We start from the raw sequence: 15,995 nt of genomic DNA on the forward strand, positions 1-15,995 counted from the left end.
ACTTAAGTCAATGCTCCCGCCTCACCCCCTTAGTACAATGGAAGCAGAATGTATTAAAGGGGGAATGTTAATGTCTGCAGCAGTGGCGCGAACGGGGGGAATATCCCTTATTGTGATGGCGGTGGCCGCCGCATTTTCGTATGGATATGTTCATGGAAGTCTTATGGTGGAGGGAGATCCAGCCGTTACCTTCGGCAACCTGCAATCTTCTCCTCTGCTATTCAGAGCGGAAATTCTGGGGTGGGTACTGATTATCGCCTGTGATATCGTTGCCGCATGGGCGTTATATACGGTTCTCAAACCTATGCAGCAGGCACTGTCCCTGTTGGGTGCATGGCTGCGCCTTTCTTATACCGCAGTACTAGGGGTTGCGGTCTCCAGCCTGGTTGTCGTCTCCCTTCTTGCTGACAGCAGGGGCCAGGTACTGGCTGGCTTCACACCACAGGAGCTACAGGCGGGGATGATGCTTTTTCTTCGGGCTTTTGAAGCGGTATGGTCGATCGGCTTGATTCTGTTCGGAGTGCATTTGCTCATCGTGGGCTTACTAGCCTTTATATCAAGGAATATCCCGAAGCTTATTAGTATTCTGTTGCTGCTGGCTGGGGTGGGTTATATCGTGCTTCATATGAGCAGCCTACTTGTTCCTGAGTATGAAGAATTTATAAAGGTAGTCAAATGGATATTTATGCTGCCGATGACGGCGGGGGAGCTGGGCCTTGGCCTATGGCTGCTGTTCAGAGTCCCGGCTCCGCGATTTCACGGTGAATCCGCTTCTTGATCCGGCTCAGTGACTCCGGCGTCATTCCGAGATAGCTCGCCAGCTGATGCTGGGGGACGCGACTGATCAGAGCGGGTCTTTTATGAACGAGCGCCTTCAGACGGTCTTCAGGAGAAGAGGCAATAAACGCGGAGAATTCCTCCTGCATCTGACCAAAGCTTTCCTCAATCATCTGGCGGGTCATGGTCTCCAGCTGTGTATGTTTGGTGTACATCGCCTTCTCTATATCCAGCGGACCGACGACCAGCACACAATCCTCCAGACAGGTCAGGGTATACTCCGACGATTTATCCGCCTTATGCGCATTGAAAATGGAGATCGCCTGCTCCTCTGTATAGAAGCCCGAGGTGATATCCCGGCCCATAACATCGACCGCATGCTGCCGCACGCATCCCTTCAGGACAAAATAGCAATAGCCGGGAACCTCCCCCTGCCTTAGCAGAACGGTTCCCTTGCTGTATTCTTCGACAAGAATTTCGTCCAGGATGGCCTGCTGCTCTTCATTGCTTAAAGAGGTCAGCCGGTTCATATATTGGAGTAAAAGATGCTTCATATTCCAGCCCTCCCCACGTCTTATCCCTAATCATCCAGACGTTAATTACTGTGATTACTTAAACAGCTCCAAATACCGTCCCAATCCTTCCACCTCCAGCTCTTCCCTCGGGATCAACCGTAGTGCAGCCGAATTGATCCGGTAGTGCTGCTTCGCCGGCTCCGATCCATCGAAGAACAAATGGCCCAGATAGGCTCCGCTCAGCCTGCTGCGCAGCGCAGTCCGCACCTCACCTCCGCGTAAGTCCGCTTCACGCCGGATCAGCCCTTCGGCAATCGGCCCTCTGAAGCTGGGCCAGCCGGTGGAGGAATCATATTTGTCTGCCGAGCTGAACAGAGGGTCGCCGCTGATCACATCCACATACACACCGTCACGGAATTCGTTCCAATACTCATTCTCATACGGCGGCTCTGTCGCCTTATGCTGCGTGACCTCATATTGCAGCCGGGTCAACCGGCTCTTCAGGTGCTTTTGATCCTCGCGGCTGTTCCAGTGCTGTTCCAGGAATTCATCCCGTCCCGAGCCCTTCAGATAGAACTTATAATCCAAAGGATGGGTTTTATAATAATTCTGATGCAGGGCTTCAGCAGTGTAAAATGGAGCGGCAGAGAGAATCTCCGTCACTATCGGCTTATTGAACCTTTTACTTGCCTGAAGCGCCGCCTTGGACGCCTCCGCCTTCTTCCTCTGCTCTTCACTATGCACAAAGATTACCGTCCGGTAGGAATAGCCCCGGTCCATGAATTGTCCGCCTTGATCTGTGGGATCAATTAGCTGCCAGTAGATGTCTAACAGACGCTCATACGGGAAGATCTCCGGTTCAAATGTAATCTGCACAGCCTCCACATGTCCCGTCGTTTCCGTACCCACTTCCTCATAAGTCGGATTGACGGTGTGGCCGCCCGTATACCCGGAGACCAGCGAGACGATGCCCGGCAGCTCGTCAAAGGGCTTAACCATACACCAAAAACAGCCGCCCGCAAAGGTGGCAAGCTCCGTTCTGTTCTTTTCGTTCAAGCGGCGCACCTTCTTTCGCGAATTTCCCTTATTATATACGATTATCTAAGGAACGGTTGAACTTCAGCGGAAAAGGGTACTGGAAAGGACAGCTTATACTTTAGGCAGGGTACTCTTTATCACCAGGAGGATTACAACAATGAATGCTACAGGAAACGCAGATATAGATACAACTAATACACAGCGGCTAAGAATTGCCCTTACCGGAGCAAGCGGATATATCGGACATAACCTACTGGAGCAACTGACTAGGGAATATGATGTCATTGCGCTGTCAAGACACGGAGACCAGAAGGAGAACAGCGGTCATGTAGAATGGCGTTCCTGTGAGCTGTTCTCCATATCCTCTGCGGAAAAAGCCTTGGAAGGCGCAGACTGTACCATCTATCTGGTCCACTCCATGATGCCGACTGCGAAGCTGACACAGGCGCACTTCGCTGACATGGACGCCATACTTGCCGATAATTTCGCCCGTGCTGCCAGCAAGAACGGCATCCGGCAGATCATCTACCTCAGCGGCATCATCCCGGACAACAAGCCAGAGGATCAACTGTCCCGCCATCTTCGCAGCCGGGTGGAGGTGGAGCGGGTGCTGGGCTCCTACGGCGTACCTGTCACAACGATCCGCGCCGGTCTGATTGTAGGGCCGCAAGGTTCATCCTTCCCGATTCTGGCCAAGCTGGTCCGGCGCCTGCCGGTCATGGCACTGCCGGAATGGACTCGTACCAAGACCCACCCCATTGCACTATCCGATGTCCTGCGGGCCTTGACAGCAAGCATCGGGAGGGCGGAGTTGTACAACCGGGCCATTGATGTGGGCGGGCCTGACTACATGACCTACAAAGAAATGATGATCCAGACGGCAGAGGTCATGCATAAGAAGCGAAAATTAATCGACATCCCGCTTCTGACCATTAACCTGTCCCGCCTGTGGGTTACACTGATTACCGGTGCACCCAAAGAGATGGCTTATCCGTTGATTGAGAGCCTCGCCCACCGGATGGTCGCGAATCCAAGCCGCGAGGTCCCTGGCATCAGCGATGGCCGAATACCCTTCCGGGAGGCTGCGCATACAGCTCTTGAGGCGGAGGCTAAAGATACAGCAGCCCGCAAATCGAAGACTAAGGACCATTCAACAGCCGATAAGAGGAGTAACGGCAAATCGCCTGCGACCCCCTCCCCTAAGAAGCAGCGCCTCTCGGATGTGCGATCCATACAGCGCGTAATCCTTCCAACCGGCAAAAATGCCGAATGGGCTGGACGCTACTATCTGGAGTGGCTGGGACACGCGCTCGGATGGTTCATCCGTATCAATCATGATGGCGGCAATATTTACCGGGTCACTACACGGGTCAGCCAGAATCCTATCCTGGAATTAACCTATCTGCCTGAGCGCAGCCATAAGGAGAGCACGGTTTACCGCATATCCGGAGGTGCTTTTACCAAAAAAGGAGATACCCATGATGGAAGGCTGGAATTCCTCCAGCTTCCCGGTTCCCAGGAATGCATTATCGCTATTCACGATTATTTGCCCTCCCTGCCCTGGTTTCTGTACAAATATACGCAAGCCAAAGTGCATTTATGGGTCATGTATGCATTTCGGGGGCATTTGAAGCGAATGTCCGCACCATCCTAAGCAAAAGCCGCACTGCAGGTCCTAAGACCTCACAGTACGGCTATTTTTGCAGGTAAAAAAGATTGGCACCATCTTCTCCTATCTAATCCACAAGCTCATCCAGTTTGGCTTCCAGTTCAACGAGCTTGTTCTTCGCTTCATCCAACGTTTCCTTATCCCCTGTAGCTTCGGCCCGTTTGATCGCTTGCTTGGCAGCTGCAATCTGCTGTTCCAGATAGAGAATATCAGAGGCATCCCCTGAGCTGCGCAGTATCTGTGAATAGGTCATTCCCGTCATCCTTTCAGATATCTTGTTACGGATTGTTCTTCTCGTACTTTATATAATAGTGGGTCTTGCCATCCCCGTACAGCCCATCACTGATTTGTCATGCCATTTCATGCAAGAACCTATTGACTTGTAAATCTATTGTACCTATAATCAGTCTATGACTTTTCATGTAAGGAGATCTGACATGATAATTGTGGATGAAGTATACCAAACGGTTGTTTATCGTCTATCTGCAGAGGAAATAAAACACCTCATCGAACGTCTCAAGATCAAGAAAGAAGGAGAAATCGAGGGGATTAAGGATAAAATCAATAAGTATGAGCAAAAAAGGCGGGCAGAAGAGGCGATGTACCAATCGCTCTCCCCTATCCGCAAATGGTTTGCAGGACACCCTGCCAGCCATCATACCGCCGTTGAGTATATTGTTCATGTAAAAGACCGGTTTAAACGAATTGACAGCATTAAAAGAAGCATTCAAGAATTGAATCAGGTCTTACTCCTTCTAGATAATCATCCAACTACGGAAGAGATTCCGCTGTCACCAGAGATTATACGTGAAATCAAAACCATTAGGGGCATGGAGGCACTATAGAAATGAATGTGACGCTGGAGCAGCTTGGCGGAGGAGTGGATACGATTTGGGTCGTATTGAGCGCCGCTATGATTTTGCTGATGGAGGGTGGTTTTGCCCTGCTGGAAGCCGGTTTTGTAAGGTATAAGAATAGTGTGAACATCATCATGAAAGTGTTTGCCGATATCACCATAGGAACGCTGATATTTTATATTTTCGGATTTGGGCTCATGTACGGCAAAGACGCCGGCGGTTTGGTAGGCACGAGCGGATTTATGCTTCGCGGTGATCTCTCCAATCTCCATTTCACCATCTCGCTCGACACCTTCTGGCTGTTCCAGGCGGCATTCACCATCGCTGTCATCTCCATCGTGTCGGGTGCGGTTGCCGAACGGATCAACTTCCGTGCTTATCTGCTGTACGTTATTTTAATGACCGGCCTGATCTATCCCCTGGGGGGACACTGGGCCTGGGGCGGCGGCTGGCTTAGCCAAATGGGCCTGCAGGACTTCGCAGGTTCGGCTGTCATTCATGCCCTTGGAGGATTCTCGGCACTGGCGGCAGCAATCGTAATCGGCCCTAGAAAAGGAAAGTTCAATCAGGCCGGGAACAGTACGGTTGCCCTGCCAAGCAATCTGCCGTTAGCTTCAGTCGGAGCTTTCCTGCTCTGGTTCGGCTGGTTCGGCTTTAACGCAGGAAGTACCTTAAGTGCTACCGATGTCCGGATCGGACATATCGCTATCACTACTATGCTATCTGCAGCAGCAGGCGGCGGAATCACACTGATCTATACTTTATTCCGCTACCAGCGTTCAGATGCGCCATCCGTAATCAACGGCTCCCTTGCCGGTCTGGTCGGTATTACTGCCGGCTGTGCGTTTGTCAGTGACGGTGCGGCTATTCTGATTGGCGCCGTCTCCGGTCTGCTCATGATGGCGGCCACCAACTGGCTGGAAGCCCGCCGCATAGATGATCCGGTGGGCGCCTTTCCGGTGCATGCCGTATCCGGTGCTTGGGGGACCATAGCTGTAGGTTTGTTCGCCACGGATGGTGGACTGCTCTATGGCGGCGGCTGGCATCAGCTAGGGGTACAGGTCCTTGGACTGGTTACATTAGCTGCCTGGGGTTTCGCAACTACCTGGTGTGGTCTGAAGCTGATCGGGAAGCTGGTCCATGTCCGCTCCAGCGAAGAAGAGGAAGAAATCGGCCTCGACATCAGTTATCACGGCATGATCGCCGTACATCGTTCTGCTGAATTTATTGAGCTTGAAGATCATTACCTGGCGGAAGATGATAAATCCATCCATTAAGCCTGGTATTATATAGTCCCCATCCCTTACCGGGATGTCTATCCAGGGAAAAGCCGCCGAAATTGCCGGCGGCTTTTTTATGTGCTATGCGTTTAGCCGTTTGTATAATTTATATGACACATAAGTTGCTACCCCGGCCCCTATTATCACTAATATTATTGAAACAAGCGTTATATATTCGGTAATTACGAAAGACAACCCGACGATTAAAAAGCCTATGGCTAAAAAAAGATTTGCTGCAAAATGATTAGCTTCCACCCATACCCTCTCATCTTTCAAAGTCCACTTCGTTCTAAGGCCATAAACTTTATTAGGCTCCATTTTTTTCAATGGAATACATAATACAATAATAACAAGCCCTATAAAAATCCCAGCAAAAAATTTAATGCTAATTCTAAAGTCTAAACCTACTGCAATTAAAATTAGATGAATGGCCAATAAAAAGCAAAGCAGCATATTATGAACTCTGTTAATTACGGAGATATTATTTCCAACAGAGCCCACTTTTCTCCTGAAAGGCAAGAAGAGAAGCTGAGTAACTAACATTACCAGTGGCATGGCACTTACAATCCATATTTTATTAATTGGCTTATCGAATCCTCCGCTGGTCCAATGTGTTGGTACATGCTTAGGCAAGATTATAAAAGCAAGGATAGAAATAATTACACTAACAATAATTATATTGATCTGGAAAAAATCCTTTTTCATTCCAAGATCGTCCTCCCCATTATTATATCCACAGTTAAAGCTGTGTTAGTCCATTAAAGCCGGGTAAATAATATTCCGTATGATGAGTTGGTGATTCTGTGCATCAAACGAAAAATAATGATACTATGGTTGATGGGTAAAAGACTTTGCTATAGATTATATCGTTTTTATATGTTGCAACAGGAGAAGATAACATGGAATCAAATTTTTGGATGAATCTACCGAAGCCGTTTTTTATATTAGCTCCAATGGAAGACGTCACAGATATTGTATTTCGGCATGTCATTAGTGAAGCTGCAAAACCTGACGTGTTTTTCACAGAATTCACAAGTACAGAAAATTATTGTCACCCTGTAGGAAAAGAAAATGTAGGTGGTCGATTAATGTTCACTGAAGATGAGCAACCGATTGTCGCTCATATTTGGGGCAATAAACCTGCACTTTTTGAAAAAATGAGCATTGATATGAAAAAACTTGGTTTTCGTGGTATCGATATAAACATGGGATGCCCAGCACAAAATGCCGCATCCAGTGGAAAAGGGGCTGGATTAATACTCCATCCTGAAGTTGCAGCAGAAATTATTCAAGCAGCAAAAGCAGGTGGATTGCCGGTTAGTGTTAAAACAAGATTGGGTTACTCTAAAATTGATGAGTGGCGCGATTGGTTAGGACATATATTGAAACAAGATATTGTGAATCTTTCCATTCATCTTCGTACCAAAAAAGAGAAGAGTAAAGTAGCTGCACACTGGGAACTAATTCCAGAAATAAAAAAAATACGCGATGAAATTGCTCCAAATACGTTGTTAACCATTAATGGAGATATTCCGGACCGCGCAACAGGATTACAATTAGTAGAACAATACGGCGTTGATGGTGTCATGATTGGCCGCGGCATTTTCACCAATCCATTTGCTTTTGAGAAAGAATGTAAAGAACATAGCGCGAAGGATTTTCTCAATTTACTACTTTTACAGTTGGATCTTCATGATAAATATTCAACAGAAACCCTGCCACGTTCATTTAGACCACTTCTTCGCTATTTCAAAATTTATGTTCGTGGATTTAGAGGCGCAGGCGAACTACAAGACCAATTAATGGATACCACCTCAACAGATGAAGTACGTCGTTTAGTAAAACCTCTTTTAGATCAAGAATTAGATTGATAACTTGTTTATCAAAAATAATGAGAGACCTCCCAAAAGTTCAATGAACTCTTGTAAGGTCTCTCATTTTTGCACTATGTGGTCAAGCAGTGGTCGCTCATCATCGAATTACTTCGATAATGATTTCATTACATCATGCCGCCCATACCGCCCATGCCGCCCATATCTGGCATGCCGCCGCCTTTTTCAGGCTCTGGCTTGTCAGCGATAACCGCTTCGGTAGTCAGGAACATTGCAGCTACGGATGCAGCGTTCTGCAGCGCGTAACGGGTTACCTTGGCAGGGTCAACGATCCCTGCTTCAAACATGTTTACCCACTCATCAGTAGCAGCGTTGTAGCCGATGCCTACAGCTTCTTTTTTCAAGCGGTCCACGATAACGGAACCTTCTTGACCTGCGTTCGCAGCGATCGTGCGAACTGGTTCTTCGAGCGCACGAAGCACGAGGTTAACACCGGTTCTTTCGTCGCCTTCAGCTACTACTGCAGCTACAGCAGCATATACGTTCACAAGAGCAGTACCACCACCGGATACGATACCTTCTTCAACCGCAGCGCGGGTAGCGTTCAGGGCGTCTTCGATGCGCAGTTTACGTTCTTTCAATTCTGTTTCAGTTGCAGCGCCTACTTTGACAACGGCTACGCCGCCAGCCAATTTAGCCAGACGCTCTTGCAGTTTTTCTTTGTCGAACTCGGAAGTGGTTTCTTCCAGCTGGGAACGGATCTGGCTAACGCGTGCATTGATGTCCGCTTTGTCGCCACTGCCGTCTACGATTGTAGTGTTTTCTTTGGTTACACGTACTTGACGGGCATTACCCAGTTGTTCCACAGTAGTGCTCTTCAGGTCCAGACCGAGCTTCTCAGTGATCACTTGGCCGCCTGTCAGAGCAGCGATGTCCTGCAGCATAGCTTCACGACGGTCGCCGAAGCCAGGAGCTTTAACAGCTACAGCATTGAAGGTTCCGCGCAGTTTGTTCACGATCAGCATCGCTTGAGCTTCGCCTTCGATATCTTCAGCGATGATCACCAGCGGGCGGGCCTGCTGTACAATCTTCTCGAGCAATGGCAGGATTTCCTGTGTACTGCTGATCTTTTTGTCGGTGATCAGGATGTACGGGTTCTCCAGAACAGCTTCCATTTTGTCCGTATCTGTGATCATGTACGGGGAAATGTAACCGCGGTCGAACTGCATACCTTCTACCACTTCAAGCTCAGTCAGGAATCCACGGGATTCTTCAACGGTGATAACGCCGTCTTTGCCCACTTTTTCCATAGCTTCAGCAATCAGTTGGCCCACTTCATCGTCAGCAGCGGAGATAGCAGCTACTTGAGCGATAGACTGGGAATCTTCGATAGGCTTAGCGATCTTTTGCAGCTCAGTTACAGCAGCTTTAACCGCTTTGTCGATACCTTTACGCATAACCATTGGGTTAGCGCCTGCAGTTACGTTCTTCAGACCTTCGCGGATCATGGCTTGAGCCAGAACGGTTGCAGTTGTAGTACCGTCACCGGCTACATCGTTAGTCTTGGTAGCTACTTCTTTGACGAGCTGTGCGCCCATGTTCTCAAAAGCATCTTCCAATTCAATTTCCTTGGCGATGGTAACACCATCGTTAGTGATAAGCGGGCTGCCGAATTTCTTCTCCAGCACCACGTTGCGGCCTTTTGGTCCAAGTGTAACTTTTACGGCATTTGCCAAAGCATCAACTCCACGCAGCATTGCGCGGCGGGCATCTTCACTGAATTTAATTTCTTTTGCCATTGTGTTGTTAACCTCCTAAAAGTTTTGTGAGCTGTACTTCATCGTCTACACATCGTGCAAAACTTGCTTCGAAAGCATAGGCTTGTTTTGTAAGTATATTCGGTTATCACTTATGAAAGGCTATCCGATCTAGTCGAGAATCGCGTGAATGTCGCTTTCCTTCATAATCAGATATTCTTTGCCTTCGTATTTAATTTCAGTTCCGGCATATTTCGAGAACAGCACACGGTCGCCTTCTTTAACTTCCAGCGGCACACGTACTCCGTCTTTCAGGGCACCGCTGCCTACAGCGATAATTGTACCTTCTTGCGGCTTCTCTTTGGAGGAGTCCGGAAGCACAATCCCGAAAGAAGTGGTCTGCTCTTGCTCGCTTGGTTCTACCAATACGCGTTCACCTAGTGGTTTGATCATGAAAAAATAGCCTCCTTTGAAATATGTTGTTTACCTTGGAAAACATAAATGGGCTACCGTTGATGCTCATGCGTTTCAGCGGCAGTTGTGAAAAACAGGATTCTCAGCACAGCAGATGCCGGCGGCTGCCATATTTTTCACCAGCGTTAGCACTCAACCCTCTGTAGTGCTAACAACAATTTTTATGATACTCAACTTGAGGACGGATTTCAAGTCTTTTACGTAAAATCATCCAGCTTTTGCGGAAAAATATGGTCCACAGGGTTGTCCTGCCCACACTCTCTTACATTCTATCCACCGGAGGACAAAATATGCCACCCTCCTGCAGATAGAATTATATGCATCCGTTGGTCAGGTCTCCATGCCCTATTCTCAGAGCACGGCCTGTTCACTTACCTGGACTCCTCTTTCCTGACGTATCTCGCCTCCAGCTCGTTGTCCATGGCAAGCTGCTTGCGGTAGACGAAAGCAGACAGGAACACGCTGAATTCGTACAGGATCAGAAGAGGTATCGTCACAAGAAAGTCCGAGATGAAATCCGGCGGTGTGATAACCACGGCAATAAAGACGAGTGCAAAATAAGCGTACCGGCGCATTTTACGCAAGCGCAGCGGATTGAGAATTCTTAGCTTGGTCAGGAACATCACGACAAGAGGAAGCTCGAACAGCAGTGCCAGCGGGATAACCAGACTGAACATAAAGCTGAAATACTGGGCAATTCCGTAGGTCTCTTCCAGCCCCATGCTGCGGGTAATCGTAATGGTGAACGACAGCGCCATCGGGAACACAATATAGTAAGCAAAGGCAACACCGAGAATAAAAAGGATGAACACATAAGGAACGTAACGCAGAGCCGCACTCCGCTCCACCGGACGCAGGCCAGGGCTGACGAATGCCCATAGCTGATAGACGATAAACGGAACGGACACGGCTAACGATACGGCCATGGCGATTTTCATATACATCCCTATACCATCCCAGAAGGAGAAGGCATGCAGCACAAAGCCCTGAGCCTGATCGGCATGAATCAGATAGAGGTAGATCGGTTTGGCAACGAATAAACCTGCAACCAGACCGGCCACAAAGACAATAAGCACATAGATAATCCGTTTGCGCAGTTCGGTTAGATGATCCACCACTGACATTTCTTCCGCTTCCAGAGACATGACTGACACCACCCGATGACTTATGTATGAATCCATAACGACAAACATATTAATTCTTAGCTTTCAAAAAAAGGGCGCCGCCCAGTCTCAACAGCACTGAGTGAAACGCCCCCGCGTGAAAAATGATATTATTCCGGCAGGCGTCTGTCCTGCGGAAGATCTGCTGCCATAGTCTGCGGGGCTACCGTTGCCGGAGCTTCGCTTTTCTTCACAGGTTCCGGATCACTGATAATCTCGCGTGCCCCGTCCTTAAACTCACGAAATGTACGTCCGACGGCACGGCCCAGTTCAGGAAGCTTATTGGGACCAAAGAGCAGCAGTGCCAGGATGACCAGTAAAATAATTCCAGGAGCACCAATACCACTTAGCATGTGTCATTCCTCCTTCTCACTCTGTCCGTTCATGATATCGTCAACAGTAAATTAATAATACCATAACTTATGTCACACATCCATCAGCGATCTCTGACGATTCCTGGTGACATGACCGGAGAAAAAGAAATTACTGCCGGTATTGACCAGTTACCATGAGAAGCGCTTCCGGCAGTTGATCCATAATTGCCGCCAGGTTCTCATGTACCCCCTTGGGCGTACCAGGCAGGTTCACGATCAGCGTTCTTCCACGAATACCGCAAATCCCCCTGAATAGCATGACCGCGCGATTCTTCTGCATAACCGTGCTCCGCATAGCCTCTGAGAGCCCAGGCACCTCCCGTTCAATGACACGCCGGGTCGCCTCAGGCGTTACATCACGAATCGCAAGATCGGTACCCCCGGTAGTCAGCACCAAATCTGCCTGGAAATAATCCGTCAATTCAATCAGTGCAGCAATAATCTCATCCTGTTCATCCGGTACGATCCGGTATTCCACGATCTCGCCGCCTAGCTCCTCTTCCACCAGCTCCCGAATAACCTGGGCGCTCGTGTCTTCCCGTTCGCCTCTGGCCCCTTTATCGCTGGCCGTCAGGATTGCTGTTTTCCACGCCATAGGTTGTCCCTCCCTCTCACTAATCTATGTATAGACGGCCGGCTTTACGGCCTTCAATCTGCGCTTTGACCTGCATCTTGCTGTTGTGGTTCTTCCAGCGCATAATCTCCGGTTTTTCCTCCACTCTTATTCACCAGCAGTGTAGGTCCGATAATCATATCCTTCTGCAATGCCTTACACATATCGTAAACGGTCAGCGCAGCTGCCGAAACAGCGGTTAGCGCCTCCATCTCGACTCCGGTTTTCCCGGTTGTCCTGACGGTTGCTTCTATATATAGCTGGTCTTCGTTGTTATCCCAGAAGCGGATATCGATGCCGGTTAGCGGCAACGGATGGCACATGGGAATCCAGTCTGGGGTTTTTTTGGCTGCCATGATTCCGGCCACCTGTGCAACGGCAAGCACATCGCCTTTGCCGATGACTCCCGCCTTGATTGCTGTGAGCGTTCCCGGAGCCATCTTGACACTGCTGCGCGCGGCTGCAGTCCGCTTGGTAATCTCCTTGTCGCTCACATCCACCATTCGTGCTCTGCCTTGCTCATTGAAATGGGTTAACTCCATGGTCTGTTCTCCTCCCGGCAGTGAATGATGCCGTCTTCCGTAATCAGCATGTCCATAAAGGCATCATGGTCATCCATTGGCACTTCAGGAACCAGTTGATGGCTGAAAGCCAGCCCAATCCAGAACGGAGGCTTCAGGGCGAACGAGGAATCCTGCTGCCATGCAGCCCGCAATCGGTCATAGTAGCCTCTTCCATAGCCAAGTCGTCCACCCTTCCGGTCAAAAGCCAGTCCCGGCACAAAGACTACATCAGGAAGACGCAGCGCTTCCGGCTCCGGCTCATTCCCGAAGCGGGACAATGGCTCCAGAATGCCATAAGCTCCTGGTGCAAGCTCTTCCCAGGATTTAACCGCATGAAGACTCATGGTTCCTGTTGCCGGTAAAACACGGGGCAGCAGTACTTCCCGGCCATGTGTCCAGGCCTCTGCGATCAGCGCACGGCAGTCCAGTTCCGAACGGAATGGAACATACGCCAGCAGTGAAGCGGCTTGTTGCTTCTGCAGCCAATCGCCGGCATATTTGCAGACCTGAGCAGACATGAAGTCCCGTTCGATTGAAGTAATCCCGTCACGGACAGCTGTTCTCTCTGCACGAAGTCCGCGTTTGAGTTCGTTCAGCGGCGCACTGTTGCCTGTCATAGACAGCTGCCTCCCCTTGGTTATATCCTAGCTTATCATAGTTTGTAAACTCAGTTTACCACTCTTCTCACCTGTTCGCCAAGGTTGGACTTATTACGTTGTTAAAGGAACCATTACCATCCCGAAACCCCGCTCTTGTCCTGCAGCAATTGCCGCGAGAGGGATCAACCATCAAGCAAATCACAGCATAGCCGGGCCGCGCCTCCCCTCGCGCAGCAATCGCTTTTCATGTAAACTATAGAATAAGGTTTTTTGTACAGCCCCGGCAATATACGCCGAGGTGAAATATGCAAGGGCGGAGGTTTCATCGGTATGCTTCTTCAAGCGACAGGAATTACAAAATCATATGGAATACAGAGCGTGCTGGACGGCATCAGCCTGCAGGTGAACGAGAAGGAACGGGTCGGCCTGGTCGGTGTGAACGGGGCCGGCAAGTCTACTTTTCTGCAGATTCTCGCAGGAGAAATGTCCTTTGACAGCGGGCAGATTCATAAATCCAAGGAAACTACTATCGGTTATCTGGCTCAGAATAGCGGATTGCAATCAGACAAGACCATTCAGGAAGAAATGCTGGCCGTATTCGCCCCACTGATCGAAGCGGAAGCGGAGCTGCGGCAGCTGGAGGCAGACATTGCCGATCCCAAGCTGGCAGATGATCCAAAGCGTTATGAGGATCTCCTGGAACGGTATGCCAGACGCTCGGATTGGTTCAAGGATCAGGGCGGCTATGAGATGAATACGCGAATCCGCAGCGTGCTTCATGGGATGGGGTTCGGCGAATTCTCTCCGGATACACCCATCGCCACGCTAAGCGGCGGCCAGAAGACCCGGCTGGCGCTGGCACGCATTCTGCTGCAGGCTCCGGATCTGCTGATGCTGGATGAGCCGACCAATCATCTCGACATCGAAACACTCACGTGGCTGGAGGATTATCTGCGCGGCTATGCCGGAGGCATTCTGGTCGTCTCCCATGACCGTTATTTCCTTGACCGCCTCGTAACTACAATCGTGGAGATCGAACGCCACCAGTCACGGAGATACACAGGCAACTACAGCCGCTATATGGATCTGAAAGCCGCAGAATATGAGATCCGCCTGAAGCAATACGAGAAGCAGCAGGATGAGATTTCGCGGATGGAGGAATTCGTACAACGCAACATCGTGCGTGCTTCCACGACCAAACGGGCGCAGAGCCGGCGCAAAGCACTGGACAAGATGGATCGCATCGATAAACCGCTCGGTGATTTGAAAAAAGCCAGCTTTTCCTTCGAACCGGACTTCAACTCCGGCAAAGAGGTGCTCCAAGTGCGGGACGTCGCAGTTGCTTTCAGTAAGGACGCAGCGCCGTTGTTCCGGAACGCTTCCTTTGAACTGCGCCGGGGTGAAACGGCAGCCCTCATTGGTCCGAACGGAATCGGCAAGTCCACACTGCTGCAGTGCATGACCGGTACGCGGGAGCCTTCGGCAGGCACGGTCAATTGGGGAACCAAAGTGAAGATCGCCTACTACGATCAGGAACAGACTCGTCTTAATCCGCGTAATACCGTGCTGGAAGAGCTATGGAGTGAATATCCGATGCTGGAGGAGGCACGAATCCGCACGATTCTCGGCAATTTTCTTTTCAGCGGCGAAGATGTTCTGAAGAAGGTTGCCGCACTCAGCGGCGGTGAAAAAGCGCGGGTCGCCTTGTCCAAGCTTATGCTGCGCGGTGCCAACATGCTCATTCTCGATGAGCCTACCAACCATCTGGATCTGGTGAGCCGCGAGGTGCTGGAATCGGCACTGATTGATTTTGAAGGCACCCTGCTCTTCATCTCCCATGACCGTTATTTCCTGAACAAAATGGCCGAACGCGTACTGGAGCTTCACCCGGGCGGGATTGATCAATATCTGGGTAATTATGATGACTATGTTGAGAAAAAGAAAGAGCTCGAAGCGATCGCCCTGGAAGAAGCGGAGCTGGCCTCTGCCAAGGCGCCCAAAAACGCCGACACTGAAGCTTCAGCAGCAGAAAAAGGCACCGCCCTTTCTTATGAAGCAGAAAAACAGGCCAAACGCGAGGAACGAAACCGCCAGCGCAGGATTTCCGAATTAGAAGAGAATATCTCCGGGCTGGAGGAGGCCATCGCCAGAATTGAGAATGAAATGACCAAACCGGAGGTTTTCCAGGATTATATGGCACTTCAAGAGCATGAAAGTGATTTGAAGCTCAAAAAAGAGCAGCTTGGAAATTTATTTAGCGAATGGGAGAAACTTGCTGACGAATAGTGTAATGGCTCTAAATAAATATTTTTTAACTGTTCCCGATTTATTCATAAATAGTTATACACAGGGATATCCACAGTTTCCGTGTATAACTACTAGTAAAAAAAGGCCCTTGGGGCCTTTTTTTATGCGTAAAATCGCGTTTTTCCTTGTCAAGGACTTTTTATCCACCGAACTATCCACATTATCCACAATTCCCAC

General features: G+C 49.6%; 17 protein-coding genes. 6 read left to right on the plus strand and 11 right to left on the minus strand.

The features are described 5' to 3' along the window. The first annotated feature begins 70 nt into the window (after positions 1-70). The gene (locus AC0MA3_RS11085; RefSeq protein WP_474656205.1) at positions 71-778 is read left to right on the plus strand and encodes a DUF4386 domain-containing protein; all 708 of its coding nucleotides are present in this window, start codon (positions 71-73) and stop codon (positions 776-778) included. Here the strand turns inward: AC0MA3_RS11085 and AC0MA3_RS11090 are convergent. Beyond that, on the minus strand, positions 735-1,331 hold the full coding sequence (locus AC0MA3_RS11090) for a Crp/Fnr family transcriptional regulator (RefSeq protein ID WP_474656206.1): 597 nt from the start codon (positions 1,329-1,331) through the stop codon (positions 735-737). The two genes, AC0MA3_RS11085 and AC0MA3_RS11090, sit on opposite strands and share 44 nt — an antisense overlap. A 54-nt stretch (positions 1,332-1,385) precedes the next feature. Then, entirely contained in the window at positions 1,386-2,348 is a 963-nt protein-coding gene (msrA, locus tag AC0MA3_RS11095) for a peptide-methionine (S)-S-oxide reductase MsrA (protein WP_474656207.1), read from the minus strand. Positions 2,349-2,487: 139 nt separating this feature from the next. On the opposite strand from msrA, the gene AC0MA3_RS11100 reads away from it, so the two are divergent. Continuing rightward, the gene (locus AC0MA3_RS11100) at positions 2,488-3,984 is read left to right on the plus strand and encodes an NAD(P)H-binding protein (RefSeq protein ID WP_474656208.1); all 1,497 of its coding nucleotides are present in this window, start codon (positions 2,488-2,490) and stop codon (positions 3,982-3,984) included. Between the two features lie 82 nt (positions 3,985-4,066). On the opposite strand, the gene AC0MA3_RS11105 is transcribed toward AC0MA3_RS11100, so the two are convergent. Next, the gene (locus tag AC0MA3_RS11105) at positions 4,067-4,252 is read right to left on the minus strand and encodes a hypothetical protein (RefSeq protein ID WP_474656209.1); all 186 of its coding nucleotides are present in this window, start codon (positions 4,250-4,252) and stop codon (positions 4,067-4,069) included. A 184-nt stretch (positions 4,253-4,436) separates the two neighbouring features. On the opposite strand from AC0MA3_RS11105, the gene AC0MA3_RS11110 reads away from it, so the two are divergent. Together AC0MA3_RS11110 and AC0MA3_RS11115 are read left to right on the plus strand one after the other, a co-directional pair. Next, positions 4,437-4,844, plus strand: a complete 408-nt coding sequence (locus AC0MA3_RS11110) for a hypothetical protein (protein WP_474656210.1) — start codon at positions 4,437-4,439, stop codon at positions 4,842-4,844. Between the two features lie 2 nt (positions 4,845-4,846). Further along, positions 4,847-6,133, plus strand: coding sequence for an ammonium transporter (locus AC0MA3_RS11115; protein WP_474656211.1), 1,287 nt, complete (start codon positions 4,847-4,849; stop codon positions 6,131-6,133). A gap of 84 nt (positions 6,134-6,217) precedes the next feature. Here the strand turns inward: AC0MA3_RS11115 and AC0MA3_RS11120 are convergent, their stop codons facing one another. Further along, positions 6,218-6,841, minus strand: a complete 624-nt coding sequence (locus AC0MA3_RS11120) for an SdpI family protein (RefSeq protein WP_474656212.1) — start codon at positions 6,839-6,841, stop codon at positions 6,218-6,220. Between the two features lie 194 nt (positions 6,842-7,035). Here AC0MA3_RS11120 and AC0MA3_RS11125 point away from each other — a divergent pair, with 194 nt between their 5' ends. After that, complete coding sequence (locus AC0MA3_RS11125; protein WP_474656213.1) at positions 7,036-8,007, plus strand: tRNA dihydrouridine synthase; 972 nt, start codon at positions 7,036-7,038, stop codon at positions 8,005-8,007. 128 nt (positions 8,008-8,135) lie between these two features. Here AC0MA3_RS11125 and groL read toward each other — a convergent pair whose 3' ends face one another. From groL to AC0MA3_RS11160, 7 genes are all read right to left on the minus strand, one after another. Further along, on the minus strand, positions 8,136-9,767 hold the full coding sequence (gene groL / locus AC0MA3_RS11130; RefSeq protein ID WP_379154599.1) for a chaperonin GroEL: 1,632 nt from the start codon (positions 9,765-9,767) through the stop codon (positions 8,136-8,138). 129 nt (positions 9,768-9,896) lie between these two features. Then, positions 9,897-10,178 carry a co-chaperone GroES gene (gene groES, locus AC0MA3_RS11135; protein WP_379154596.1) on the minus strand — a complete coding sequence of 94 codons (282 nt, stop codon included), beginning with the start codon at positions 10,176-10,178 and terminating at the stop codon, positions 9,897-9,899. Positions 10,179-10,570: 392 nt separating this feature from the next. Further along, entirely contained in the window at positions 10,571-11,344 is a 774-nt protein-coding gene (tatC, locus tag AC0MA3_RS11140) for a twin-arginine translocase subunit TatC (protein WP_379154593.1), read from the minus strand. 128 nt (positions 11,345-11,472) lie between these two features. Then, a complete protein-coding gene (locus AC0MA3_RS11145) occupies positions 11,473-11,715 on the minus strand; it encodes a twin-arginine translocase TatA/TatE family subunit (RefSeq protein WP_379154591.1) in 243 nt (80 codons plus the stop codon). A gap of 130 nt (positions 11,716-11,845) precedes the next feature. Then, positions 11,846-12,331, minus strand: a complete 486-nt coding sequence (locus AC0MA3_RS11150) for a MogA/MoaB family molybdenum cofactor biosynthesis protein (RefSeq protein WP_020429419.1) — start codon at positions 12,329-12,331, stop codon at positions 11,846-11,848. Positions 12,332-12,384: 53 nt separating this feature from the next. Further along, positions 12,385-12,891 (minus strand): cyclic pyranopterin monophosphate synthase MoaC, encoded by a 507-nt coding sequence (moaC, locus tag AC0MA3_RS11155; protein WP_474656214.1) that lies wholly within the window; start codon positions 12,889-12,891, stop codon positions 12,385-12,387. After that, positions 12,882-13,529, minus strand: coding sequence for a 5-formyltetrahydrofolate cyclo-ligase (locus tag AC0MA3_RS11160; RefSeq protein WP_474656215.1), 648 nt, complete (start codon positions 13,527-13,529; stop codon positions 12,882-12,884). Before AC0MA3_RS11160 ends, moaC begins: the two co-directional genes overlap by 10 nt. A gap of 312 nt (positions 13,530-13,841) precedes the next feature. Here AC0MA3_RS11160 and AC0MA3_RS11165 point away from each other — a divergent pair, with 312 nt between their 5' ends. Beyond that, the gene (locus AC0MA3_RS11165; protein WP_474656216.1) at positions 13,842-15,797 is read left to right on the plus strand and encodes an ABC-F family ATP-binding cassette domain-containing protein; all 1,956 of its coding nucleotides are present in this window, start codon (positions 13,842-13,844) and stop codon (positions 15,795-15,797) included. Positions 15,798-15,995: the final 198 nt, after the last annotated feature.

The organism is Paenibacillus sp. LS-5 (assembly GCF_056121505.1).